The organism is Micromonospora sp. CNZ280, from assembly GCF_011759515.1.
This window is the reverse complement of the sequence record NZ_JAAOYP010000005.1, coordinates 376,969-397,500: the sequence shown is the minus strand read 5'-3', so window position 1 is coordinate 397,500 and position 20,532 is coordinate 376,969. Positions and strand designations below refer to the sequence as shown.

General features: G+C 74.8%; 18 protein-coding genes and 1 rRNA gene (1 of these 19 only partly in view). 12 read left to right on the top strand and 7 right to left on the bottom strand.

The window, feature by feature from the left end; genetic code table 11:
- Positions 1 to 209, bottom strand: a 16S ribosomal RNA gene (locus FHX32_RS32510) (it extends 1,308 nt beyond the left edge of the window).
- Positions 210 to 860: 651 nt separating this feature from the next.
- A complete protein-coding gene (tyrS, locus tag FHX32_RS32505; protein ID WP_167192229.1) occupies positions 861 to 2,150 on the bottom strand; it encodes a tyrosine--tRNA ligase in 1,290 nt (429 codons plus the stop codon).
- A gap of 78 nt (positions 2,151 to 2,228) precedes the next feature.
- Between tyrS and FHX32_RS32500 the strand changes: the two genes are divergently transcribed.
- Complete coding sequence (locus FHX32_RS32500) at positions 2,229 to 2,636, top strand: PaaI family thioesterase (RefSeq protein WP_167191730.1); 408 nt, start codon at positions 2,229 to 2,231, stop codon at positions 2,634 to 2,636.
- A 144-nt stretch (positions 2,637 to 2,780) separates the two neighbouring features.
- On the opposite strand, the gene FHX32_RS32495 is transcribed toward FHX32_RS32500, so the two are convergent.
- The 3 genes from FHX32_RS32495 to FHX32_RS32485 form a co-directional block, all read right to left on the bottom strand.
- Positions 2,781 to 4,109: a hemolysin family protein gene (locus FHX32_RS32495; protein WP_167191728.1), complete on the bottom strand. Its 1,329-nt coding sequence runs from the start codon at positions 4,107 to 4,109 to the stop codon at positions 2,781 to 2,783.
- A 127-nt stretch (positions 4,110 to 4,236) separates the two neighbouring features.
- Complete coding sequence (locus tag FHX32_RS32490) at positions 4,237 to 4,881, bottom strand: YgjV family protein (RefSeq protein ID WP_167191726.1); 645 nt, start codon at positions 4,879 to 4,881, stop codon at positions 4,237 to 4,239.
- A 95-nt stretch (positions 4,882 to 4,976) separates the two neighbouring features.
- Positions 4,977 to 5,456, bottom strand: coding sequence for a GNAT family N-acetyltransferase (locus tag FHX32_RS32485; RefSeq protein WP_167191724.1), 480 nt, complete (start codon positions 5,454 to 5,456; stop codon positions 4,977 to 4,979).
- 136 nt (positions 5,457 to 5,592) lie between these two features.
- Between FHX32_RS32485 and ppdK the strand changes: the two genes are divergently transcribed.
- From ppdK to FHX32_RS32465, 4 genes are all read left to right on the top strand, one after another.
- Positions 5,593 to 8,253: a pyruvate, phosphate dikinase gene (gene ppdK, locus FHX32_RS32480; protein WP_167191722.1), complete on the top strand. Its 2,661-nt coding sequence runs from the start codon at positions 5,593 to 5,595 to the stop codon at positions 8,251 to 8,253.
- A 12-nt stretch (positions 8,254 to 8,265) separates the two neighbouring features.
- A complete protein-coding gene (locus FHX32_RS32475; protein ID WP_167191720.1) occupies positions 8,266 to 8,715 on the top strand; it encodes a hypothetical protein in 450 nt (149 codons plus the stop codon).
- A gap of 180 nt (positions 8,716 to 8,895) precedes the next feature.
- Complete coding sequence (locus FHX32_RS32470; protein ID WP_167191718.1) at positions 8,896 to 9,201, top strand: hypothetical protein; 306 nt, start codon at positions 8,896 to 8,898, stop codon at positions 9,199 to 9,201.
- Between the two features lie 201 nt (positions 9,202 to 9,402).
- A complete protein-coding gene (locus FHX32_RS32465) occupies positions 9,403 to 9,726 on the top strand; it encodes a hypothetical protein (protein ID WP_486481447.1) in 324 nt (107 codons plus the stop codon).
- Between the two features lie 39 nt (positions 9,727 to 9,765).
- Here FHX32_RS32465 and FHX32_RS32460 read toward each other — a convergent pair whose 3' ends face one another.
- Entirely contained in the window at positions 9,766 to 10,242 is a 477-nt protein-coding gene (locus tag FHX32_RS32460) for a cyclic nucleotide-binding domain-containing protein (protein WP_167191717.1), read from the bottom strand.
- Positions 10,243 to 10,435: 193 nt separating this feature from the next.
- Between FHX32_RS32460 and FHX32_RS32455 the strand changes: the two genes are divergently transcribed.
- Positions 10,436 to 13,105 (top strand): cation-translocating P-type ATPase, encoded by a 2,670-nt coding sequence (locus tag FHX32_RS32455; RefSeq protein ID WP_486481446.1) that lies wholly within the window; start codon positions 10,436 to 10,438, stop codon positions 13,103 to 13,105.
- Between the two features lie 68 nt (positions 13,106 to 13,173).
- Here the strand turns inward: FHX32_RS32455 and FHX32_RS32450 are convergent, their stop codons facing one another.
- Complete coding sequence (locus FHX32_RS32450; protein WP_167191712.1) at positions 13,174 to 13,803, bottom strand: acyltransferase; 630 nt, start codon at positions 13,801 to 13,803, stop codon at positions 13,174 to 13,176.
- Positions 13,804 to 14,077: 274 nt separating this feature from the next.
- On the opposite strand from FHX32_RS32450, the gene FHX32_RS32445 reads away from it, so the two are divergent.
- The 6 genes from FHX32_RS32445 (at position 14,078) to FHX32_RS32420 (ending at position 20,520) form a co-directional block, all read left to right on the top strand.
- Entirely contained in the window at positions 14,078 to 15,151 is a 1,074-nt protein-coding gene (locus tag FHX32_RS32445; RefSeq protein ID WP_167191710.1) for a Gfo/Idh/MocA family protein, read from the top strand.
- Between the two features lie 61 nt (positions 15,152 to 15,212).
- Positions 15,213 to 16,178, top strand: coding sequence for an NAD-dependent epimerase/dehydratase family protein (locus FHX32_RS32440; protein ID WP_208419634.1), 966 nt, complete (start codon positions 15,213 to 15,215; stop codon positions 16,176 to 16,178).
- A gap of 20 nt (positions 16,179 to 16,198) precedes the next feature.
- Positions 16,199 to 17,311: a DegT/DnrJ/EryC1/StrS aminotransferase family protein gene (locus FHX32_RS32435; RefSeq protein WP_167191708.1), complete on the top strand. Its 1,113-nt coding sequence runs from the start codon at positions 16,199 to 16,201 to the stop codon at positions 17,309 to 17,311.
- Complete coding sequence (locus FHX32_RS32430) at positions 17,311 to 18,039, top strand: acetyltransferase (protein WP_167191706.1); 729 nt, start codon at positions 17,311 to 17,313, stop codon at positions 18,037 to 18,039. Before FHX32_RS32435 ends, FHX32_RS32430 begins: the two co-directional genes overlap by 1 nt.
- Before the next feature lie 2 nt (positions 18,040 to 18,041).
- Positions 18,042 to 19,163, top strand: a complete 1,122-nt coding sequence (locus FHX32_RS32425) for a DegT/DnrJ/EryC1/StrS aminotransferase family protein (protein WP_167191704.1) — start codon at positions 18,042 to 18,044, stop codon at positions 19,161 to 19,163.
- Between the two features lie 91 nt (positions 19,164 to 19,254).
- Positions 19,255 to 20,520 (top strand): MFS transporter, encoded by a 1,266-nt coding sequence (locus FHX32_RS32420; RefSeq protein WP_167191701.1) that lies wholly within the window; start codon positions 19,255 to 19,257, stop codon positions 20,518 to 20,520.
- Positions 20,521 to 20,532: the final 12 nt, after the last annotated feature.

Genomic DNA, 20,532 nt, shown 5'->3' with positions numbered 1-20,532 from the left:
AAAAACTTTCCACCACCGGACATGCGACCAGTGGTCCTATTCGGTATTAGCCCCGGTTTCCCGGGGTTATCCCAAAGCCTAGGGCAGGTTGCTCACGTGTTACTCACCCGTTCGCCGCTCGAGTACCCCGAAGGGCCTTTCCGCTCGACTTGCATGTGTTAAGCACGCCGCCAGCGTTCGTCCTGAGCCAGGATCAAACTCTCCAACAAAAACCTTGTTGAACAATCATCCCAGCAACAAAAAGTGTTGCCAAAGGAATCCCCACCAACCAACCCCCCCCGAAGAAGAGTCAGCCAGCACGGGGCAATAAATCAAATTGGCACTGGCTTATCAAGCACCCTGTTGAGTTCTCAAAGAACAACCACACACCAGCCAGAAACCCCACACCGTGGAGCCCCCACCCGGGGCATTTCGTCCACCATGACCGCCGCTCTCGCGCCGGGCACTTTTACTACGTTACCCGGTGGTTTCTGCCGTGTCAAACCGGTGTTTCGCGGTTTGCCATGCTTCCACCCGATTTTCCGGGCACCACGAAAAGTCCGGCTAGCGCCGTTTCCGTTCGTGGATTCAGCAGGCCGGCCGCTGCGGTTTCCCGCGAACTCGCCCGGTGCCCTGCCGGTCGTCAACCATACCCGGTCGGTTCCGCCTCACCAAATCCGCCCTGGGGCGAATCCGGGGCACCACCCGGACCAGGCTCCGACGAGGTCAACCTGCCGGATCCTGAGGTTGTTCCCGCGCTCCGGCCTCTAGGACTTTCGCCCTTTTCGTCCGTTCCGCGCTGGCAGAGAGAAAGTTACGCGCCCGGCGGATTGATCGTCAAATCCGCCGGGCGCGTCCCGCGTCACATCGTCGACGTACGGCTATCTCTCCACCTCGACGCCGGCGAAGGAACGCTTACCGCGGCGCAGCACGAGGTATCGGCCGTGCAGCAGATCCGCCGGGGAGACCCGCGCGTCGACGTCGGTCACCCGGTTGTTGTTCACGTAGGCGCCGCCCTCCGCGATCACCCGCCGCGCCTCCTTGTGGCTCGGCACCAGCCCGGACTCGCGCAGCAGGCCGGCCACGTCGGGCAGTTCGCCGCCGACGTGGACCAGGCCCGCCTCGGTCAGCGCGGCCCGCAGCGTCGCCGGGGCGAGGTCGGTCAGTGAGCCCCGGCCGAAAAGAGCCTGGCTGGCGGCGACCGCCTGGGCCATCTCCCGCTCCCCGTGCACCAGCGCGGTCAGCTCCTCGGCGAGCGCCCGCTGGGCCAGCCGCGCCGCCGGTCGCTCCGCGGTCTCCTTCTCCAGCGCCTCCAGCTCCTCGCGGGAGCGGAAGCTGAAGAAGCGCAGGTAGCGGTTCACGTCCCGGTCGTCGACGTTGACCCAGAACTGGTAGAAGGCGTAGGGGCTGGTCATCTCCGGGTCGAGCCAGACCGCGCCGCCCTCGGTCTTGCCGAACTTCGTCCCGTCCGACCTGGTGACCAGCGGGGTGGTGAACGCCTGCACCGGCCCGGCGCCCCGGCGGCGGACGTAGTCCACCCCGGCGGTGATGTTGCCCCACTGGTCGGAGCCGCCGAACTGGAGTTGGCAGCCGTGCCTGCGGTGCAGCTCGAAGAAGTCGTTCGCCTGCAGCAGCTGGTAGCTGAACTCGGTGAAGCTGATGCCGCTCTCCAGCCGCGCCCGGACCACCTCCCGGGCGAGCATCTTGTTCACCGGGAAGTGCTTGCCGACGTCGCGGAGGAACTCGACCACCGACATCTCGCCGGTCCAGTCCAGGTTGTTGACCAGTTGCGCGGCGTTCTCCCCGGTGTACGAGACGAACGGGGCGAGCTGGTCGCGGATCCGGGCCACCCAGCCGGCGACCACCTCCGGTGGGTTGAGCGTGCGCTCCGCGCTCTCCTTCGGATCGCCGATCTGCCCGGTCGCCCCGCCCACCAGCAGCAGCGGGCGGTGCCCGGCGAGCTGGAGCCGGCGGGCCGTGGCGACCTGCACGAGGTGGCCGACGTGCAGGCTGGGCGCGGTCGGGTCGAAGCCCACATAGAAGGCGACCCGGGGGCCGTCGAGCAGTGCGCGCAGCTCGTCGATGCCGGTGGAGTCCTGGATCAGGCCACGCCACAGCAGGTCTTCGGTCAGGGAGTCCCGCCCCGGTGGCGGGAGGCTGGTGTCGGTCACGGTCACCGATTCTCCCCCATCCGGGGCGGCGACCCGTACCGGGTTTGCCGAGCAGGCGCCGGATACGCTGACGCTTCCATGATCGAGGAGGGCTGCGTGGAGACGACGGAGATGGCGGGCGGCTTCGTCGCCCTGCTCGGCCTGAAGTTCGACGAGGTGAGCGGCGACCGGGTCGTCATCCGCTGGCAGGTCCGCCCGGAGCTGCACCAGCCGTACGGCATCCAGCACGGCGGGGTGTACTGCGCGGTGGTGGAGACGGCGGCCAGCGTGGGCGGCGCCCTCTGGTTGGGCGACCGCGGTCAGGTCGTCGGCGTGTCCAACCAGACCGACTTCCTGCGCGCGGTCCGCGACGGCGAGCTGACAGCGGTCGGCACCCCGGTGCACCGGGGTCGCAGCCAGCAGCTCTGGCAGGTGGAGATCACCGACGCGGACGCCCGGCTGGTGGCCCGCGGCCAGGTCCGGCTGCAGAACCTCACCCCTGCCTGACCCTCCCCCGAGCCGGGACGCGGGGTTGGCCGGCGGCGGCCGGCTGGACGCGGGGCCGCACGGCGCGGGATGCCGGGCCGGCGACGGGCGACTCCGCGGCGCTGCCCCCGGACCGCGCGCGGGTGCGGGGGTGCGGGCAGCGGGTCAGTCGCCCGCCCGGTCCAGCACGGGCTCGGCGTCCGGATCCGGGTCGTCGCCGGTCGGCTCGGACCGGCGCAGCCGCACCTCGGCGATCGCGCGGTGCGCGATCCGGGTGACCACCAGGTCCCAGCCGTCGACGGTGACGCTCTCCCCCGCCACCGTGGGAATGTGGCCGAGGCAGGCGAGCACCAGACCGGCGACGGTGGTGTAGTCGCCCTCCGGCCGACCCGGCAGTTCGACGCCGAGGTCCGGCAGGTCGTGCACCGGGAAGGTGCCGGGCAGCAGCAGTGCGCCGTCCGGCTCGATGCGCACCGCGCCCAGGTCCCGGTCGGTCTCGTCGTAGATCTCGCCGACGATCTCCTCGAGGATGTCCTCCAGGGTGACGATCCCGTCGACGGCGCCGCGCTCGTCGACCACCAGGGCGATGTGCTGGCGTTCCGCCTTGAACTGGCGCAGCGCGTCGACCACCGGCAGCGAGTCCGGCAGCAGCATCGGCGGCCGGACCCAGTCGTCGATCGGCCGGTCGTCCGGCACGCCGACCAGGTCGCGCAGGTGGATCACGCCGACCGCGTCGTCGAGGCCGCCGTGGCGTACCACCGGCGCGCGGGAGTGCCCGGACGCGGCCAGCACCAGCCGGGCGGCCTCGGCGGTGGTCCCGCTGTCCAGCGTGAAGACCTGCAACCGGGGCACCAGCACCGCCCGCAGCTGCCGGTCGGCGATCTCCACCGCGCCGGCGATGATGGTCTGCTGCTCCTTGGTGAAGCCGTGGTTGCCGGCGACGATGTCGCGCAGCTCGTCGGGGCTGATCTCGTCGCGTTTCGGCTGCGGGTCGAGCCCGACCAGGCGGACGACCAGGTCGCTGGTGGCGCCGAGCGCCCAGACCGCCGGCCGGGTGAGGGTGGCGAGCAGGTTCAGTGGACGGGCGACGAGCAGCGCCCAGCGCTCCGGTACCTGCATGGCGATCCGCTTCGGCGCCAGTTCGCCGAAGACCAGGGTGGCGAAGGTCAGCACCAGGGTGACCGCCACGATGGCGACCGGCTCGGCGGCGCCGCCGAGCGCGCCCAGCAGCGGCACCAGCGGCCGGGCCAGGGATACCGCGGCGGCGGCCGAGGCCAGGAATCCGGCGAGCGTGATGCCGATCTGGATGGTGGCCAGGAATCGGTTCGGGTCGGTGGCGAGGCGGGCCAGCACCCGGCCGGCCCGGCTGGTGCGTTCCAGCCGCTGGACCTGGCTGTCCCGCAGCGAGACCAGCGCCATCTCGCTGCCGGCGAAGAGGGCGTTCAGGACGATCAGCACACCGACCAGGGCCAGTTGGCTCCCGTAGCTCTGCACGCCCGGATCTCCCTCGCACGGACCACGCCGACCGGCGCCGCCGGGCGGAGGCCCCGCCGGCGTACGCGCATCTGTGCCCCGCGGACCGGGTGGTGAATCCTGCTTCCGCCACCCGGGGGGAGCCGCGCTACGCCCGGCCGCCGACCGGCGGGGCCGGCAGGTCCAGCACGTACGCGTCGCCCTCCGGGCGGAAGCCGAGCCGGTGGTAGTAGGGGGCGACCATGCCGGGCGGACTGACCACCCGGCGGAAGCCCCGGTCGGTGAAGAGGCGGCTGCGCCGGTAGACGAACTCCCCCGGGGTGAAGTCGCGGAACCGCTGGGTCACGTAGTCGAGGTCGATCTGGGCCACGCCGCCGGGCTCGGCGTGCGAGAGCACCACCCCGACCACCTCGTCGGCGCGGACCACCAGGAACGCCGAGCGTTCGGCAGCGGTGCCGGGCGGCCAGCGGAAGCCGGGGTTGAACCGGGCGATGTCGGCGCCGTGCACCCGCAGGGTGTGGGCGAGGAACTGGTCGTCGACGCCGACCTCGACCACCTGGTAGGTCGCCTCGTCGTGCCGGGTGGCCAGCATCTTCCGCAGGTACCAGATGTTGATCACGGCCAGCACCACGTTCAGCCCGACCATCGGCCAGACCGCCAGGGCGGCGTTGTAGCCGATCAGTACCAGGCAGCCGACCAGGTTGAGGGCGCGCAGTCGCAGGATGCGCGCCTGCAACAGCGACCAGACCAGCAGCGCGGAGCCGGCCCAGCCGATCAGATCCAGCCAGTTCACCCGGCGAGGGTAGTTCCTGCGCAGATGGACCCCACCGCCGGGGAGCGGGCGGCGACCAGATCAGGGGTGGGGCCGGGCCGGTGGAGGCGGGCGGTTCAGCCGGTGAGCTCCAGCACGTACTCCTCGACGTCGTGGCCGCGGCCGGCGGCGTAGCCGCGGTCCTCGCCGCGGATGACGAAGCCGCACTTGCGCAGCACGGCGAGCGAGGCGGCGTTGTCCTTGGCGGCGCGGGCGTGCACCGGACGCTGGGGCAGCTCGCGGAGCAGCGCGCCGAGCGCGCCGGAGGCGTAGCCGCGGCCCCAGTGCCGGCGGTCGATCCAGTAGCTGACCTCGGTGCGCTCGCCCACCGGGAACGCGAGCACGTGCCCGACCACCTGGCCGTCGACGGTCACCGTGCGGGCGACGATCGCCGGGTCGGTGCGCACCCGCTTCCAGTGGGCGGCGAAGCCCTCCGGGTCGGCCGGGTCGTCGGCGGTGAAGGCGGCCATCCGGATCGCCTCCGGATCCAGCTGGTGCCGGTAGAACTCCGGCAGGTCGTCGTCGTGCACGGGGCGCAGCTGCAGGTCGGCGGTCACCCGCCCGAGGATAGGGCGGGGTTGTGACATCCGGGACCTCCGGCCCGTCCGGTACCCCGTTCGGCCCTGTCCCGGCCGTCGCCGGCATTGCTACCAACGAATGGGACGACGTTCCCGCGGCGGAGTGGAGGCCGGCATGTCGACTTACGTCTACGACTTCATCGAGGGCGACCGGAGCCGGGCCGACCTGCTCGGCGGCAAGGGCGCCAACCTGGCGGAGATGACCCGGCTCGGGCTGCCGGTGCCGCCCGGGTTCACCGTCAGCACCGAGGCGTGCCGGGCGTACCTGGCCGACGGGCAGCCGCCGGCCGGCCTGTTCGACGAGGTGAACGGCCACCTGCGGGAGATCGAGATCCGGCTCGGCCGGCGCTTCGGCGATCCGCACGACCCGCTGCTGCTGGCCGTCCGCTCGGGTGGGCGGTACTCGATGCCCGGAATGATGGAGACGATCCTGGACATCGGGCTGAACGACGCCACGGTGGCCGGGCTGGCCGCGCAGAGCGGCGACGAGCGTTTCGCCTGGGACTCCTACCGGCGGCTGATCCAGATGTTCGGCCGGACCGTGTACGGCGTACCGGCCGACGAGTTCGAGCAAGAGCTGGCCGCCCTGCGCGCCACGACCGGGCCGGCCGGGCCGGACGCGGAGCAGCTGCGCGGGCTGGTCGGGACGTACAAGAAGGTGTTCGCCGCGCAGGTCGGGCACGACTTCCCGCAGGCCCCGCACGAGCAGCTCTACCTGGCGATCCGCGCGGTGTTCGAGTCCTGGAACGCCGAGCGGGCGGTGCTCTACCGGCGCCGGGAGCACATCCCGGACGACCTCGGCACCGCTGTCAATGTGATGGCGATGGTCTTCGGCAACCTCGGCCCGGACTCCGGCACCGGGGTCGCGTTCACCCGCGACCCGGCCACCGGCGCCCCCGGCGTGTACGGCGACTACCTGCCCGACGCCCAGGGTGAGGACGTGGTGGCCGGCATCCGCAACACGGTCGGCCTGCCCGAGCTGGAGCGGATCGACCCGACCAGCTTCCGTCAGCTGACCGAGATCATGACGACGCTGGAGCGGCACTACCGGGACCTGTGCGACGTCGAGTTCACCATCGAACGCGGCAAGCTGTGGATGTTGCAGACCCGGGTCGGCAAGCGCACCCCGGCGGCGGCGTTCGTGATCGCCGCCCAGCTGGTCGACGAGGGCCTGATCAGCCTGGACGAGGCGCTGCACCGGGTGACCGCCGCGCAGCTGGCGCAGCTGATGTTCCCCGGCTTCGACCTCGCCGCCGCGCCCGAGCCGCTCGCCACCGGGGTGGGCGCCTCGCCCGGCGCGGCCGTCGGCCGGGTGGTGTTCGACTCGGCTGCCGCGGCCGCGGCCACCGAACCGGTCATCCTGGTGCGCCGGGAGACCAATCCGGACGACCTGCCCGGCATGATCGCCGCGCGGGGCGTGCTGACCTCGCGGGGCGGCAAGACCTCGCACGCCGCCGTGGTGGCCCGGGGCATGGGCCGCACCTGCGTCTGCGGCGCCGAGGCGCTGCGGATCGACCCGGAACGCGGCGAGTTCACCGTCGGCGACCGGGTGGTCCGCGTCGGGGAGCTGATCTCGATCGACGGCACCACCGGCCGGGTCTACCCGGGCGAGGTGCCGGTGCAGCCCTCCCCCGTGGCCCGCTACCTCGCCGGCGAGCTGGCACCGGAGGCCGACCGGCTGGTCGCCGCGGTGCACCGGCTGCTCTCGCACGCCGACGCCGTCCGCCGGCTCGGGGTCCGGGCCAACGCGGACACCCCGGCCGACGCCGAGCGGGCCCGCCGGTTCGGGGCGTCCGGGATCGGGCTGTGCCGCACCGAGCACATGTTCCTCGGCGACCGCCGGGAGCTGGTGGAGCGGCTGATCCTGGCCGACGACCCGGAACGGCTGGCCGAGGCGCTGGCCGCGCTGCTGCCCCTGCAACGGGCCGACTTCGTGGGGATCCTCGCCGCGATGGACGGGTTGCCGGTGACCATCCGGCTGATCGACCCGCCGCTGCACGAGTTCCTGCCTCCGCTGGACGACCTGACCGCCCGGGTGGCCCGGGCGGAGGCGCTCGGCGAGGACCCGGGACGCGACGCCGTCCTGCTGGCCGCGGTGCGCCGGATGCACGAGGCCAACCCGATGCTCGGGCTGCGCGGTGTACGGCTGGGGCTGGTGGTGCCGGGCCTCTTCGCCATGCAGGTGCGGGCGATCGCCGAGGCGGCGGCGCGGCGGGTCGCCGCCGGCGGTGACCCGCGGCCGGAGATCATGGTGCCGCTGGTCGCCGACGTGCGGGAGCTGGCCGCGGTGCGGGCCGAGGTGGAGGCGGTGCTGGCCACCGTTCCGGGGGCGCCGCCGATCCCGGTGGGCACCATGGTGGAGACGCCGCGGGCGGCGCTGACCGCCGGCGACATCGCCGCCGAGGCCCACTTCTTCTCCTTCGGCACCAACGACCTGACCCAGTCCACCTGGGCGTTCTCCCGCGACGACGTGGAGGGCTCGTTCTTCAGCGGCTACCTGGAGCGGGGCATCTTCGCCGTCTCGCCGTTCGAGACGATCGACGCGACCGGGGTGGGCCGGCTGATCCGGCTGGCCGTGGCCGAGGGCCGGGCCGCCCGCCCGGAGCTGACCGTGGGTGTCTGCGGGGAGCACGGCGGCGACCCCGACTCGGTGGCCTTCTTCGCCGACGCCGGCCTGGACTACGTCTCCTGCTCGCCGTACCGGGTGCCGGTCGCCCGGCTGGCCGCCGGCCGGGCCGCGGTGCGGCTGACCGGTCCCGGATCCGACTCCCGCTAGGAGGTACCCGCGATGACCGCGATCTTCAACCCCACCGGACCCGCGCCGCCGGTCCCGCCGGTCCGGCCGGCCGACCAGGCCGGGCAGCCGGCGGTACGCGGGCCGGTCGGCCCGGTGCTGGAACTGCCCGGCACGCCCGGCGCCGAGCTGGTGCCGGTGACCCACCAGGGCCGCCCGGTCGGCGCGTTCGTCCTGTCCGGCGGGCGGGTGCGCTACCGGCCGGTGCTGGACCCGGACCGGTTGCTCACCGCCACCACCGGCGTGCTCGCCGCCGGCCTGCTCGCCGCCGGGGTGATCGCGGTCGGCCGGCGGCGCCCGCCGGCGATCGGCGCGGTGACCATGGGCCCGGGCGGCTGGGTGAGCCTGAAGGGCCTGCCCGCCCCCGGCCCGCGGGCCGCCCGGCCGGCGCGCCCCTGGTGGGCCCGGCTGCTGCGGGCGCACCGGCTGGTCGTCCAGCGCTGACCCGGTCGGGGTCGGCGGTTCGCCGGCCCCGACCCGCACCGGCCCCGGCGACCGGCTGGGGCCCCGCCGTCCCGGACCGGACGCGCCACTCACCCCCGGTGGCGCTCCGGCCCGGGACGGCCCGTCCCTGCCGGCGGCATCGGCCCGCCGGTGGTCTTCCAGCGGGGTACCGTCGGTGGCATGCGCCTGCCCACCGCCGCAACCACCGCGGGCTCCCTCATCGGCGGATGGCAGCTCGCCCGCCGGACCGGTAACCGTTCCCTCGGCGGCGTGGTCCTCGCGGCGGGCGGTGTCCTGGCGGGACGCGAGTGGGCCCGGCGGACGAGCCCCGCCGTCACCACCGCGCTGGTCGTGACCTACGTCGGGGCGTTCGGCCTGTCGCACCCGCTGGCCCGGCGCATCGGTGCCTGGCCCGCCGTACTGGCCGTCTCGGCGCTCACCGCGGCCACCTCGTACGCGGTAGCGGACCGCCGCGCTCCGCGCTGAGCACCACGGGCGGCAGGGCCGGTTGTCCGGCCCGATCCGGGTGCCGTGACGCTGATGTGGCACGGACGGCGGCAGGCGACGGGGCAGCGGGAGCGGTTGCCGACGTGCGGCCCACCGGATGGACGGAGCGGCGACCGCACCGATTGGCGGGCGACGCGGAACCACCGTGCCGGCGCGCCGTGGTGCGCCGACAATGACCGGATGAGAAGACTGGTGCGCGGCGGAGGCCGGAGCGGTGTGCGTGGCGCGCGGGCGTACGGCGCGAACGCGGTCGGCGCGGCGGCGACCGGGGCGGCGGCCGTCGGTGCCCGGGCCGGCGGTGCGGCGTCCGTCGGGGCGCTGGCGATCGGCGCGCTGGCCACCGGGGCCGGCGCCGTGGCGGTGCTGGCCATCGGACGGCTCGCGATCCGCCGGGCGGTCATCCGCGAACTGCGCATCGGTCGGCTGGAGGTCGACGAACTGGTCGTCCGCCACCGGGTCGACGTCCCGGGCGACGAGCAGGGACGACCACCCGCTTCCAGCTGATCTCAGGCCGCGCGGCGCGATGGGCCCGGGCGGCGCGGGTCAGCCGGCGGTCGGCTCCGGCGTCGGGTAGCCGTACAGCTCGATCAGCCGGCCCCGGGCGGCGTGCAGGCGGTCCACCACCACGCTCATCAACCGCGTGGTGAGCTGCCGGCCGAGCGCGTCGTCGGACTCCATCAGCCGGCGCAGCCCGGCGGCGTTGAACTCCACAGCGGTGCTGCGCCGCACCGCCACCGCGCCGAACTGCCAGCGGTACGGCGGGAAGAGCCAGGACCAGCCGAGCACCCCACCCGGCCCAATCACCTCGATCTCCACGTCGCCCCGGCCGGGCACCGCGAAGTCGAGCGCCACCTGCCCGTCGCGGACCAGCCAGCACCGCTCGGCCGGCTGGCCGGCGCGGAACAGCCGGTGCCCGGGGTGCCAGACCATCGGGCGGGCGTACCCGGCCAGCCGGGGCAGCCACGGCTCGGGAAGCCCGGCGAGGAAGGGGTGCGCGCGGAGCACGTCGAGGGTGGTCATCGCGTACGCCTCTCTGGTTGGGTGCGCCAGACCGGCCGGTCGCTCCATTCGACCGCATCCGGGGCCGGCGGCGGCAGGGCCGTTGGTCCCGCCGCGCGCGGGCGCAACGCCCCTGCCGGCGCCGCGCGGACGGCGCGAAGGTGGAGGCGGGGCGGTGTGCCGGCGGGGCGCGCCCGGAGCGGCGGAGGGTGATGTGACGACCGGGGTGGACGTGGACGTGGCGGTGGTGGGCACCCCGGTCGGGCCGGCCGGCGGGCTCAGCTCGGCGGAGGCCGCCGAGCGGCTGCGCGCGGACGGGCCGAACGCGGCGGCACCGCCGCCCCGCCGGCACCTCGCCAGCCGGATCCTGCACCAGCTCACCGATCCGCTGGTGGCGCTGCTGCTGGCCGCCGCGGTGGTCACCACCGTGCTGCGGGACTACCCGGACACCGCGGTGATCGTGCTGGTCGTCCTGGTCAACACCGCGATCGGGGTGGTCCAGGAGGTACGCGCCGACCAGGCCATCGCCGCGCTCGACCAGCTCGCCGCGCCCACCGCCCGGGTGCTGCGCGACGGCCGGGACGTCGTGCTGCCCGCCGCCGAGCTGGTCCGCGGCGACGTGGTACGGGTGGAGGCGGGCGACGTGGTCCCCGCCGACCTGCGGTTGACCGATGCCAGCCGGCTGCACCTGGACGAGTCGGCGCTGACCGGCGAGTCGGTGCCGGTCGGCCGGGACGCCGGCGAGGAGGCCAGCGCCGGCACGGTGGTCACCACCGGCCGGGCCACCGGCGTCGTGGTGCGCACCGGCCCGGCCAGCGCGCTGGGCCGGATCAGCGCCCTGGTGGCGGCCACCCGACCGGCCGCGACGCCGTTGCAGCGCCGGTTGGCCTCGCTGGGCCGCGTCCTCGGTCTCGCCGCCGTGCTGCTCTCCGGTCTGGTCTTCGTGATCGGCGTGGTGGGTGGACGCCCGGTGGTCGACATGGCGGTGACCGCGGTCAGCCTGGTGGTGGCGGCGGTGCCCGAGTCGCTGCCGGCGGTGGTCACCCTCGCCCTCGCCCTGGGCGCCCGCCGGATGGCCGGTGCCCGGGCCATCCCGCGCCGGCTGCACGCCGTGGAGACGCTCGGCTCGGTCACGGTGATCGCCTCCGACAAGACCGGGACGCTCACCGAGGGGCGGATGGCGGTGCAGCACGCGGTCACCACCGACGGCTCCCGGTACGCGGTCACCGGCCGCGGCTACGCCCCGCAGGGCGCCGTGCACCGCCGGGGCGAGCCGGTGGCCGTGCCGGAGGAGCTGCGCCGGCTGGCCCGGGCCGGGCTGCTCTGCAACGACGCGACGCTGGCGCCGCCGACCGACGAGCGGCCGGAGTGGACCGCCGTCGGCGACCCGCTGGAGGCGGCGCTGGTCGCCTTCGCCGCCCGCTGCGGCCTCGATCCGTCGGCCACCCGGTCGGCCTGGCCGCGCGTCGCCGAGCATCCGTTCGACCAGGAGCTGCGCCGGATGACCACGGTGCACCGCTCCTGCGACGGCCGGTACCTGGTGGTGTGCAAGGGCGCGCCGGAGAACGTGCTGACCGCGTCCCTGCTGGACGCCACCGCCGGGGAGATCGCCGAACTGACCGCCACGGCGCACCGGTTGGCCGCCGAGGGGCTGCGGGTGCTGGCGGTCGCGTCCGCCCTGCTGGGCGCGCCACCGGCCGACCCGGCCCGGCCGACCGGGCTGCGGCCGGTGGGGCTGGTTGCCGTCGGTGACCCGCTGCGGGCCGGCGCGGCGGACATCGCCGGCAGCTTCGACACCGCCGGCGTCCGGCTGGTGCTGGTCACCGGGGACCACCCGGCGACCGCCGCGGCGATCGGCGGGCAGCTCGGGCTGTGGCGCGCGGGCGACCCGCTGGTCCGGGGCGACGACGAGGACCCGGCCCGGGCGCATCCGGAGACCCGGGTGTACGCCCGCACGCAGCCGGAGCAGAAGCTCGACATCATCGCCGGGTTGCAGTCCCGGGGGCACGTGGTGGCGATGACCGGTGACGGCGTCAACGACGCCCCGGCGCTGCGCCGCGCCGACATCGGGGTGGCCATGGGCGGCGGCACCGAGGTGGCCCGGCAGGCCGCCGATCTGGTGCTGGTCGACGACGACCTGTCCACCGTGGCCACCGCGATCGGCGAGGGCCGGCGGATCTACGACAACATCCGCCGGTTCCTGCGCTACGCCCTCTCCGGCGGGGTCGCCGAGATCGCGGTGATGCTGCTGGGCCCGCTGTTCGGGCTGGCCGTACCGCTGCTGCCGGCGCAGATCCTCTGGGTGAACCTGCTGACCCACGGGGTGCCGGGGGTGGCGCTCGGCGCGGAGCCGGCCGAGCCCGGCACGCTGCGGCGGTCCCCGCGCTCCCCACAGGAGTCGGTGCTCGGCGCCGGGCTCGGCCGGGACGTGCTGGTCACCGGGGCGCTGATCGCGGCCGTCGTGCTCGGCGCCGGGGTGCTCGCCCGGCACTGGGACCGGCCATGGCAGTCGGTGGTCTTCGTGGTCCTCGGCCTGGCCCAGCTCGGGGTGGCGCTGGCGGTCCGCGCGCCGCGACCGCGCGGCGCCCGGCGCGGCAACCGCGCCCTGCCGGTCGCGGTGGCGGTGTCGGCGCTGCTCCAGGTGGCCGGGGTGCTGCTGCCGCCGCTGCGCGACCTGCTCGGCACCGCGCCGCTCGGCGCGCCGGAGCTGCTCGCCTGCGCCGCGGTGAGCGTGCTGCCCGGGCTGGTGCTGTGGCTGGCCCGCCGGCCGTGGGCCGCGGCGCCCGACACGCCGGCCGGCGACGACCCGGCGGCCGACGGCGGCCCGGCGGCCGACGGTGGCCCGGCGGCCGAGGGTGGGCCTGTGCCGGCGCGGTCGCGCTGATCCGCGGCGGGGCAGGGGTGAGGTCAGCCAGCCGGTCGCGCCGGCACCCCGGGCCGCCGGGCGTGGGCTCACCCGGCCGGGGGCAGCTCGGAGAGCCGGCCCGCCGCCTCGTGGTGCTCGGCCCCGGTGCGCGGGCAGACGTACCGGCCGTCGCCCTTGGCGACCAGCGGTTCGCCCGCCCGCCCCACCCAGCCCACCCGGCGGGCCGGGACACCGACCATCAGCGCGAAGTCGGGGACGTCCCGGGTGACCACGGCGCCGGCCGCGATCAGTGCCCACCGGCCGATCGCGACCGGCGCCACGCAGACGGCGCGCGCGCCGATCGCGGCGCCCTCGCCGACCACCACCCCGACCGCCGTCCAGTCCGCGCCGCCCTTGAGCCGTCCCTCCGGCGTCACCGCGCGCGGGTACTCGTCGTTGGTGAGCACCGCCGCCGGCCCGACGAACACGCCGTCGGCCAGCTCCGCCGGCTCGTACACGAGGGCGTGGTTCTGCAGCTTGACGTTGTCGCCGAGCCGGACGCCGGGCCCCACGTACGCGCCCCGGCCGATCACGCAGTCGCGGCCGACGGAGGCGCCCTCCCGGATCTGGGCGAGGTGCCAGACGCGGGTGCCGGGGCGGATGGTGGCCCGTTCGTCCACGTCGGCCGTCGCGGCGATGAGCACCCCGTCGGGCTGCGCCCGGTGGGCATCCGTCATGTCTGCCTCCTCTCCGCCGCGGCGATCCTATGCGGGCTGGGAACGGTAGACGTTCGGCGACAAAGCCGATGTCAGCAAGCCGACGCACGATCCGGAACGAACCGTCCGAGGACGCCGGACGACCCGAACGGACCTGATGACCCCGGCGGCACCGCCGGATTTCCGGCAGCGCTATGGCGTACCCGGCGACGGTGTGGCTAGCTTGCCGGACGGACGTCACCCACGAATCCCCGCCGCGAACGCGCTCTGTCCTGCCTAGCGAAACGGATGCTCCGTGAATTCATCGCACGCTGCCGCCGACGATCCGATCGGCGTGGCCGTCGTCGGCGCCGGCTACTGGGGTCCGAACCTCGTCCGCAACTTCCAGGCGTCCACCGAGTTCCGGCTGCGCTGGCTCTGCGACCTCGACGTGGGCCGCGCGGAGCGGGTGCTCGGCGGCTACTCGACAGTCGGGGCCACCGACGACCTCGCCGCGGTGCTCGCCGACGACTCGGTGCGGGCGGTGGCCATCGCCACCCCGGCCGGCACCCACCTGGAGGTGGCGACGGCCGCGCTGCGCGCCGGCAAGCACGTGCTCGTGGAGAAGCCGCTGGCGGCGAGTTTCGCGCAGGGTCGGGCGCTGGTGGCGGAGGCGGAGCGGCGTGGGCTGTCGCTGATGTGCGACCACACCTACTGCTACACGCCGGCGGTGCTGCGTATCCGCGACCTGCTGCACTCCGGCGACCTGGGCGAACTGCAGTACCTCGACTCGGTGCGGATCAACCTCGGGCTGGTGCAGCGCGACATCGACGTGATGTGGGACCTCGCCCCGCACGACCTGTCGATCCTCGACTTCATCCTGCCGGCCGGCGTGGCGCCGGTGGCGGTGTCCGCGCACGGCGCGGACCGGATCGGGGCGGGCCGCGCCTGCGTGGCGTACCTGACGCTGCACCTGAACACCGGGGCGATCGCCCACATCCACGTCAACTGGCTCTCTCCGGTGAAAATCCGGACGACCATCATCGGCGGCTCGAAGCGCACCCTGGTCTGGGACGACCTCAACCCCAGCCAGCGACTGTCCATCTTCGACCGGGGCGTGGACGTGGCCTCGGCGGAGGAGCTGGGCGACGAGCAGCGCCGGGACATGCTGGTGTCGTACCGCTCCGGCGACATGGTCGCGCCGGCGCTGACCGAACGGGAGGCGCTGCGCACCATGGTCGAGGAGTACGCCCGCTCGATCCGCAGCGGCACGCCGGCCCTGACGGACGGGCGAGCCGGACTGCGGGTGATCGCCATCCTGGAGGCCGCCTCGCGCAGCCTCGCCGACGGCGGAAGACTGGTCAACCTCAGCGAGTGGACCGACGCGTGAACCAGCGCGGCGGATCACCCGCGCTGCCCCGGCGGGGCACGGACGGAAGCGGAGTGTCGGCATGAGTGCCGTTGAGATCGCCGGGGCGCGCGCCCTGGTCACCGGTGGAGCGGGCACCATCGGCTCGCATGTCGTCGACCAACTGGTCGCCGGGGGCGCGGCCGAGGTGGTGGTGCTGGACAACTTCGTCCGGGGCCGGCGGGAGAACCTGGCCCGCGCCCTGCCGCACGGCGGCGTCCGCCTGGTCGAGGGGGACATCCGCGACGCCGCGCTGGTGCACGAGCTGACCCGGGGCAAGGACCTGGTCTTCCACCTCGCCGCCATCCGCATCACGCAGTGCGCGGAGGAACCCCGGCTCGCCAACGAGGTGCTGGTCGACGGCACCTTCAACGTGCTGGAGGCGGCGGCGACCGCGCAGGTGCGGAAGGTGGTCCTCTCCTCGTCGGCCTCGGTGTACGGGCTCGCCGACGAGTTCCCGACCACCGAGCGGCACCATCCCTGGCACAACGACACGTTCTACGGCGCCGCGAAGGCGTTCAACGAGGGCATGCTGCGCAGCTTCCACAGCATGTACGGCCTGGACTACGTCGCCCTGCGGTACTTCAACGTCTACGGCCCGCGGATGGACATCCACGGGCTCTACACCGAGGTGCTGATCCGCTGGATGGAGCGGATCGAGGCCGGGAACCCCCCGCTGATCCTCGGCGACGGCCGGCAGACGATGGACTTCGTGCACGTCGCCGACATCGCCCGGGCCAACATCCTGGCCGCCCGCGCGGACGTCACCGACGAGGTGTTCAACATCGCCAGCGGCACCGAGACCAGCCTGGTCGAGCTGGCCCGGGCGCTCAGCGAGGTGATGAAGTCCGACCTGGCGCCGGAGCACGGCCCGGCCCGCGCGGTCAACGGGGTCACCCGCCGGCTCGCCGACACCACCGCCGCCGAGCGGAGGCTGGGCTTCCGCGCCGAGATCGGCCTGCACGAGGGGCTCCAGGGGCTGGTCGACTGGTGGCGGGCCGAGAAGTGAGCGGACCGCGCATTCCGGTGATGATCCCCCGGCTCGGCGAGGAGGAGGCGCAGGCCGCCGCCGAGGCGGTCCGCTCGGGCTGGGTGGCCCAGGGGCCGCGGGTGGCCCGGTTCGAGCGCGAGTTCGCCGCGCGGGTCGGCGCCGGCCACGGGGTCGCTGTCAGCTCCTGCACCACCGCGCTGCACCTGGCGCTGGTGCTGCTGGAGGTCGGCCCGGGCGACGAGGTGATCGTGCCGTCGTTCTCCTTCATCGCCACCGCCAACGCGGTGCGCTACGTCGGGGCGACGCCGATCTTCGCCGACGTGGACCTCGCCACCGGCAACCTGACCGTGGCGACGATCGACGCCGTGCGCACCCCGCGGACGCGGGCGGTGATCGCGGTCCACCAGGGCGGCGTGCCGTTCGACGTCACCGCGCTGCGGGCGGCCGCCGCCGGCTGGGGACTGCCGCTGGTGGAGGACGCTGCCTGCGCCGCCGGCGCCACGGCGTACGGGCGGCCGGTCGGCGCCGGCGCCACCGTCTCGGCCTGGTCGTTCCACCCGAGGAAGCTGTTGACCACCGGCGAGGGCGGGATGGTCACAGTGGATGATCCGGAGTGGGCCGCCCGGCTGCGCCGGCTGCGGGAGCACGGGATGAACGTCTCCGCCGCCGACCGGCACGCCAGCGCGCAACCGGTGCTGGAGGCGTATCTGGAGACCGCCTTCAACTACCGGATGACCGACATCCAGGCGGCGATCGGGCTGGTCCAGCTCGGCCGGCTCACCGAGCTGGTGGCGCAGCGGCGCGCGCTGGCCGCCCGCTACCACGAGCTGCTCGCCGACATCGAGGGTCTGGTGCCGGTCCGCGACCCGGCCTACGGCGAGACCAACTACCAGTCGTTCTGGGTGCTCGTCGAACCGGCGTACGGCGTGGGCCGCGACGAGGTCCTCGCCGAGCTGGCCACGGCGGGCGTGTCGGCCCGGCGCGGCATCATGGCCGCCCACCTGGAGCCGGCGTACGCCGACGTGACGCCCGCGCCGCTGCCGGTGACCGAACGGCTGACCCGCGACTCGCTGATCCTCCCGCTGCACCACGCGCTGACCGAGGCCGACCAGGACCACGTCGTCGGCGTGCTGCGCAAGCTGGCCGGCTGATGCGCGAGCTGGTCATCGTCGGCGCGGGCGGGTTCGCCCGGGAGACCGCCGCGGCGGTCCGCGCCGTCAACGACGCCCGCCCGACCTGGCGGCTGCGCGGCTTCCTGGACGACGACCCCGCCGTGCACGGCACCGTCCGCGCCGGAGCGCCGATTCTCGGCGGCACCGACCGGCTGGCCGACCTGCCGGAGACGGCGGTCGTGGTCTGCGTGGGCAGTCCGCGCGACTACCGGGCGCGGCAGCGGATCGTCCGGCGGCTCGGCCTGCCGGTGGAGCGCTACGCCACGATCGTGCACCCGGGCGCCGACGTCGGCGCGGGCAGCGTCCTCGGTCCCGGCACGGTGCTGCTGGCCGGCGCGGTGCTCACCGCGGGCGTCACCGTGGGCGCGCACGTCGCGGTGATGCCGCACGCCGTGCTGACCCACGACGACCGGGTGCACGACCACGTGACCATCGCCTCCGGGGTCCGCCTGGGCGGCGGGGCGGTGCTGCGGCTCGGCGCGTACGTCGGCGCCGGCGCCCTGCTCCGCGAGGGCGTGACGGTCGGCGAGTGGTCGCTGATCGGGATGGGTTCCGTGGTGCTGCGTGACGTGCCGCCCGGCGAGGTCTGGGCCGGCAACCCGGCCCGCCGGCTGCGTCCCGTCGAGGCGCCGGCGGATGCCGAGGGGGCGCTGGCGACGGCGGCGTCGTGCGAGGAACTGGCCGTGCCGAGGGTTGTGGGGAGCTGACCATGCCGGGAATTCCGCTCGTCGATCTCGCCGCCGCGCATGCGGAGGTGGCGGAGGAGGTGGAGGCCGGCTTCAAGCGGGTCATCGCCGACACCGCCTTCATCGGCGGCGCCGAGGTCGCCGCGTTCGAGAAGGAGTACGCCGCGTTCAGCGGGGTGCCGCACTGCGTCGGGGTGGCCAACGGCACCGACGCGCTCGAACTGGCGCTGCGCGCCGTCGGGGTCGGGCCGGGCGCCGAGGTGATCCTGCCGACGAACACCTTCATCGCCACCGCCGAGGCGGTCGCCCGCGCCGGCGCGCGCCCGGTGCTGGTCGACTGCGACCCGGACACGTACCTGATCGACGTCGAGGCGGCGCTGGCCGCGGTCACCCCGGCCACCCGGGCGGTCGTCCCGGTGCACCTCTACGGCCAGCTGGCGCCGGTGGAGCGGCTGCGGGCGGGCCTGGCCGGGCACGACGTCGCCGTCGTCGAGGACGCCGCGCAGTGCCAGGGCGCCACCCGGCACGGGCGCGGGGCCGGCGCCGACGGAATCGCCGCGACCAGCTTCTACCCGGGCAAGAACCTGGGGGCGTACGGCGACGCGGGGGCGGTGGTGACCGCCGACGCCGGGCTCGCCCGGACGGTCCGCACCCTCGGCAGCCACGGCGGCCTGACGAAGTACGCGCACGACATCGTCGGCGTGAACAGCCGGCTGGACGGCCTGCAGGCGGTGGTGCTCCGCGCCAAGCTCGCCCGGCTGGCGGCCTGGAACGAGGCGCGGCGGGCCGCCGCCGCCCGGTACGACGCGCTGCTGGCGGCGGTGGACGTGACCCGGCCGGTGACCCTGCCGGGCAACGAGCACGTCTGGCACATCTACTGCGTCCGGATCCCGGGCGACGGCACGCCGGCCCGGCGGGACCGGGTGCTGGCGCGGCTCAACGCGGCCGGCGTCGGTGCGGGCATCCACTATCCCGTACCGGTGCACCGGACGCCCGCGTTCGCCGACCTCGGGCACCCGGCGGGAGCGTTCCCGCGGGCGGAGCGGATCGCGTCCGAGCTGCTCTCGCTGCCCATCTACCCGCAGATCAGGGCGGACCAGCAGGAGGCAGTGGTGGCGGCGCTGATCGCGGCGCTGGCCGACTGACCGGGCAGGACGGGCCGCCGGCCGGGGCGTACCGCGCCCGAGCGGCGGCGGTGGGCGGCCCGCCGGGTGGCGGGTCGGGAGGTGGGACGCCGTGTACGTGACGCTGCGGGACCGGCCGGAGGGCACCGGTGCCGACCGGCCCCGGGCCGCCCTGCGCCGCGTCTCCGGGACCGTCGTGCTGCTCGGCACGGTCAGCCTGCTCACCGACGTGTCGTCGGAGATGGTGGCCTCGGTGCTGCCGCTGTACCTCACCGCCGTGGTCGGCCTGAGTCCCGTCGCGTACGGCTTCCTGGACGGCGTCTACCAGGGCGTCAGCGCCCTGGTGCGGATCGCCGGGGGCTACGCCGGCGACCGCGGCCGGCGACCGAAGTGGGTGGCGGCGGCCGGCTACGGGGTCTCCGCGCTGAGCCGGTTGGCGATGCTGCCGGCGGCGGGCTTCGCGGCGGTCACCGCGGCGGTCACCGCGGACCGGTTGGGCAAGGGTCTGCGTACCGCGCCCCGGGACGCGCTGATCGCGGCCGCGTCCCGGCCTGAGCTGCTGGGCCGGGCGTTCGGCGTACACCGGACGCTGGACACGATCGGCGCCGCCGCCGGCCCGCTGGTCGCCTTCGCCCTGCTGGCGACCGTGCCGGGCAGCTACGACTCGGTCTTCGTCGTCTCGTTCGCCTTCGCGGTCGCCGGGTTGGCGGTGCTGGTGCTGCTCGTGCCCGACCTGCCGACCGCGTCCGGGGCGGTCCGCGCCGGGCTGCGCCGGGTGGTCGCCCAGGTCGCCGGCGTACGGCTGCGCCGCCCGCTGCTGGCCGCCGCGCTGCTGGGCCTGGTGACCGTCGGCGACGGCTTCCTCTATCTGACCCTGCAGGACCGGGACGACTTCGCCGCCCGCTGGTTCCCGCTGCTGTACGTGGGCACCAACGTCGCCTACCTGGCCCTGGCGGTGCCGCTCGGGCGGCTCGCCGACCGGGTCGGCCGGGGCCGGGTGTTCGTCGCCGGGCACCTGGCGCTGCTCGGCGGCTACCTGGCCGCGGCGCTGCCCCACGGCGGCGTCGGGCTCACCGTCACCGTCCTGCTGCTGCTCGGCACCTTCTACGCCGCCACCGACGGCGTGCTGGCGGCCCTGGTGAGCCGGCTCGTGCCGGCCGACAGCCGGGGCACCGGCATCGCCGCCGCCCAGACCACGGTGGTGCTGGCCCGGTTCGCCGCCTCCGTCCTGTTCGGACTCGTCTGGCAGCTGTCCGGCCCGCGGCCGGCGCTGGTGCTCTTCGCCGTGCTGCTGGCCGGCGTCGTGCCGGTCGCCGTCCGGCTGCTGCGCGGCGCCGACCACCCGGCCACGCCCGCCAGTGCGGGAGCCTCAGAGTGAGCGAGCGGAGGG

Excerpts from the sequence above, each read along its gene's own strand:
- FHX32_RS32440 (WP_208419634.1), top strand. The coding sequence starts at position 15,213 with ATGAGTGCCGTTGAGATCGCCGGGGCGCGCGCCCTGGTCACCGGTGGA.
- FHX32_RS32450 (WP_167191712.1), bottom strand. The coding sequence starts at position 13,803 with ATGACGGATGCCCACCGGGCGCAGCCCGACGGGGTGCTCATCGCCGCG.
- FHX32_RS32430 (WP_167191706.1), top strand. The coding sequence starts at position 17,311 with ATGCGCGAGCTGGTCATCGTCGGCGCGGGCGGGTTCGCCCGGGAGACC.
- ppdK (WP_167191722.1), top strand. The coding sequence starts at position 5,593 with ATGTCGACTTACGTCTACGACTTCATCGAGGGCGACCGGAGCCGGGCC.
- FHX32_RS32465 (WP_486481447.1), top strand. The coding sequence starts at position 9,403 with ATGAGAAGACTGGTGCGCGGCGGAGGCCGGAGCGGTGTGCGTGGCGCG.
- FHX32_RS32460 (WP_167191717.1), bottom strand. The coding sequence starts at position 10,242 with ATGACCACCCTCGACGTGCTCCGCGCGCACCCCTTCCTCGCCGGGCTT.
- FHX32_RS32500 (WP_167191730.1), top strand. The coding sequence starts at position 2,229 with ATGATCGAGGAGGGCTGCGTGGAGACGACGGAGATGGCGGGCGGCTTC.
- FHX32_RS32435 (WP_167191708.1), top strand. The coding sequence starts at position 16,199 with ATGATCCCCCGGCTCGGCGAGGAGGAGGCGCAGGCCGCCGCCGAGGCG.
- FHX32_RS32470 (WP_167191718.1), top strand. The coding sequence starts at position 8,896 with ATGCGCCTGCCCACCGCCGCAACCACCGCGGGCTCCCTCATCGGCGGA.
- FHX32_RS32425 (WP_167191704.1), top strand. The coding sequence starts at position 18,042 with ATGCCGGGAATTCCGCTCGTCGATCTCGCCGCCGCGCATGCGGAGGTG.
- FHX32_RS32475 (WP_167191720.1), top strand. The coding sequence starts at position 8,266 with ATGACCGCGATCTTCAACCCCACCGGACCCGCGCCGCCGGTCCCGCCG.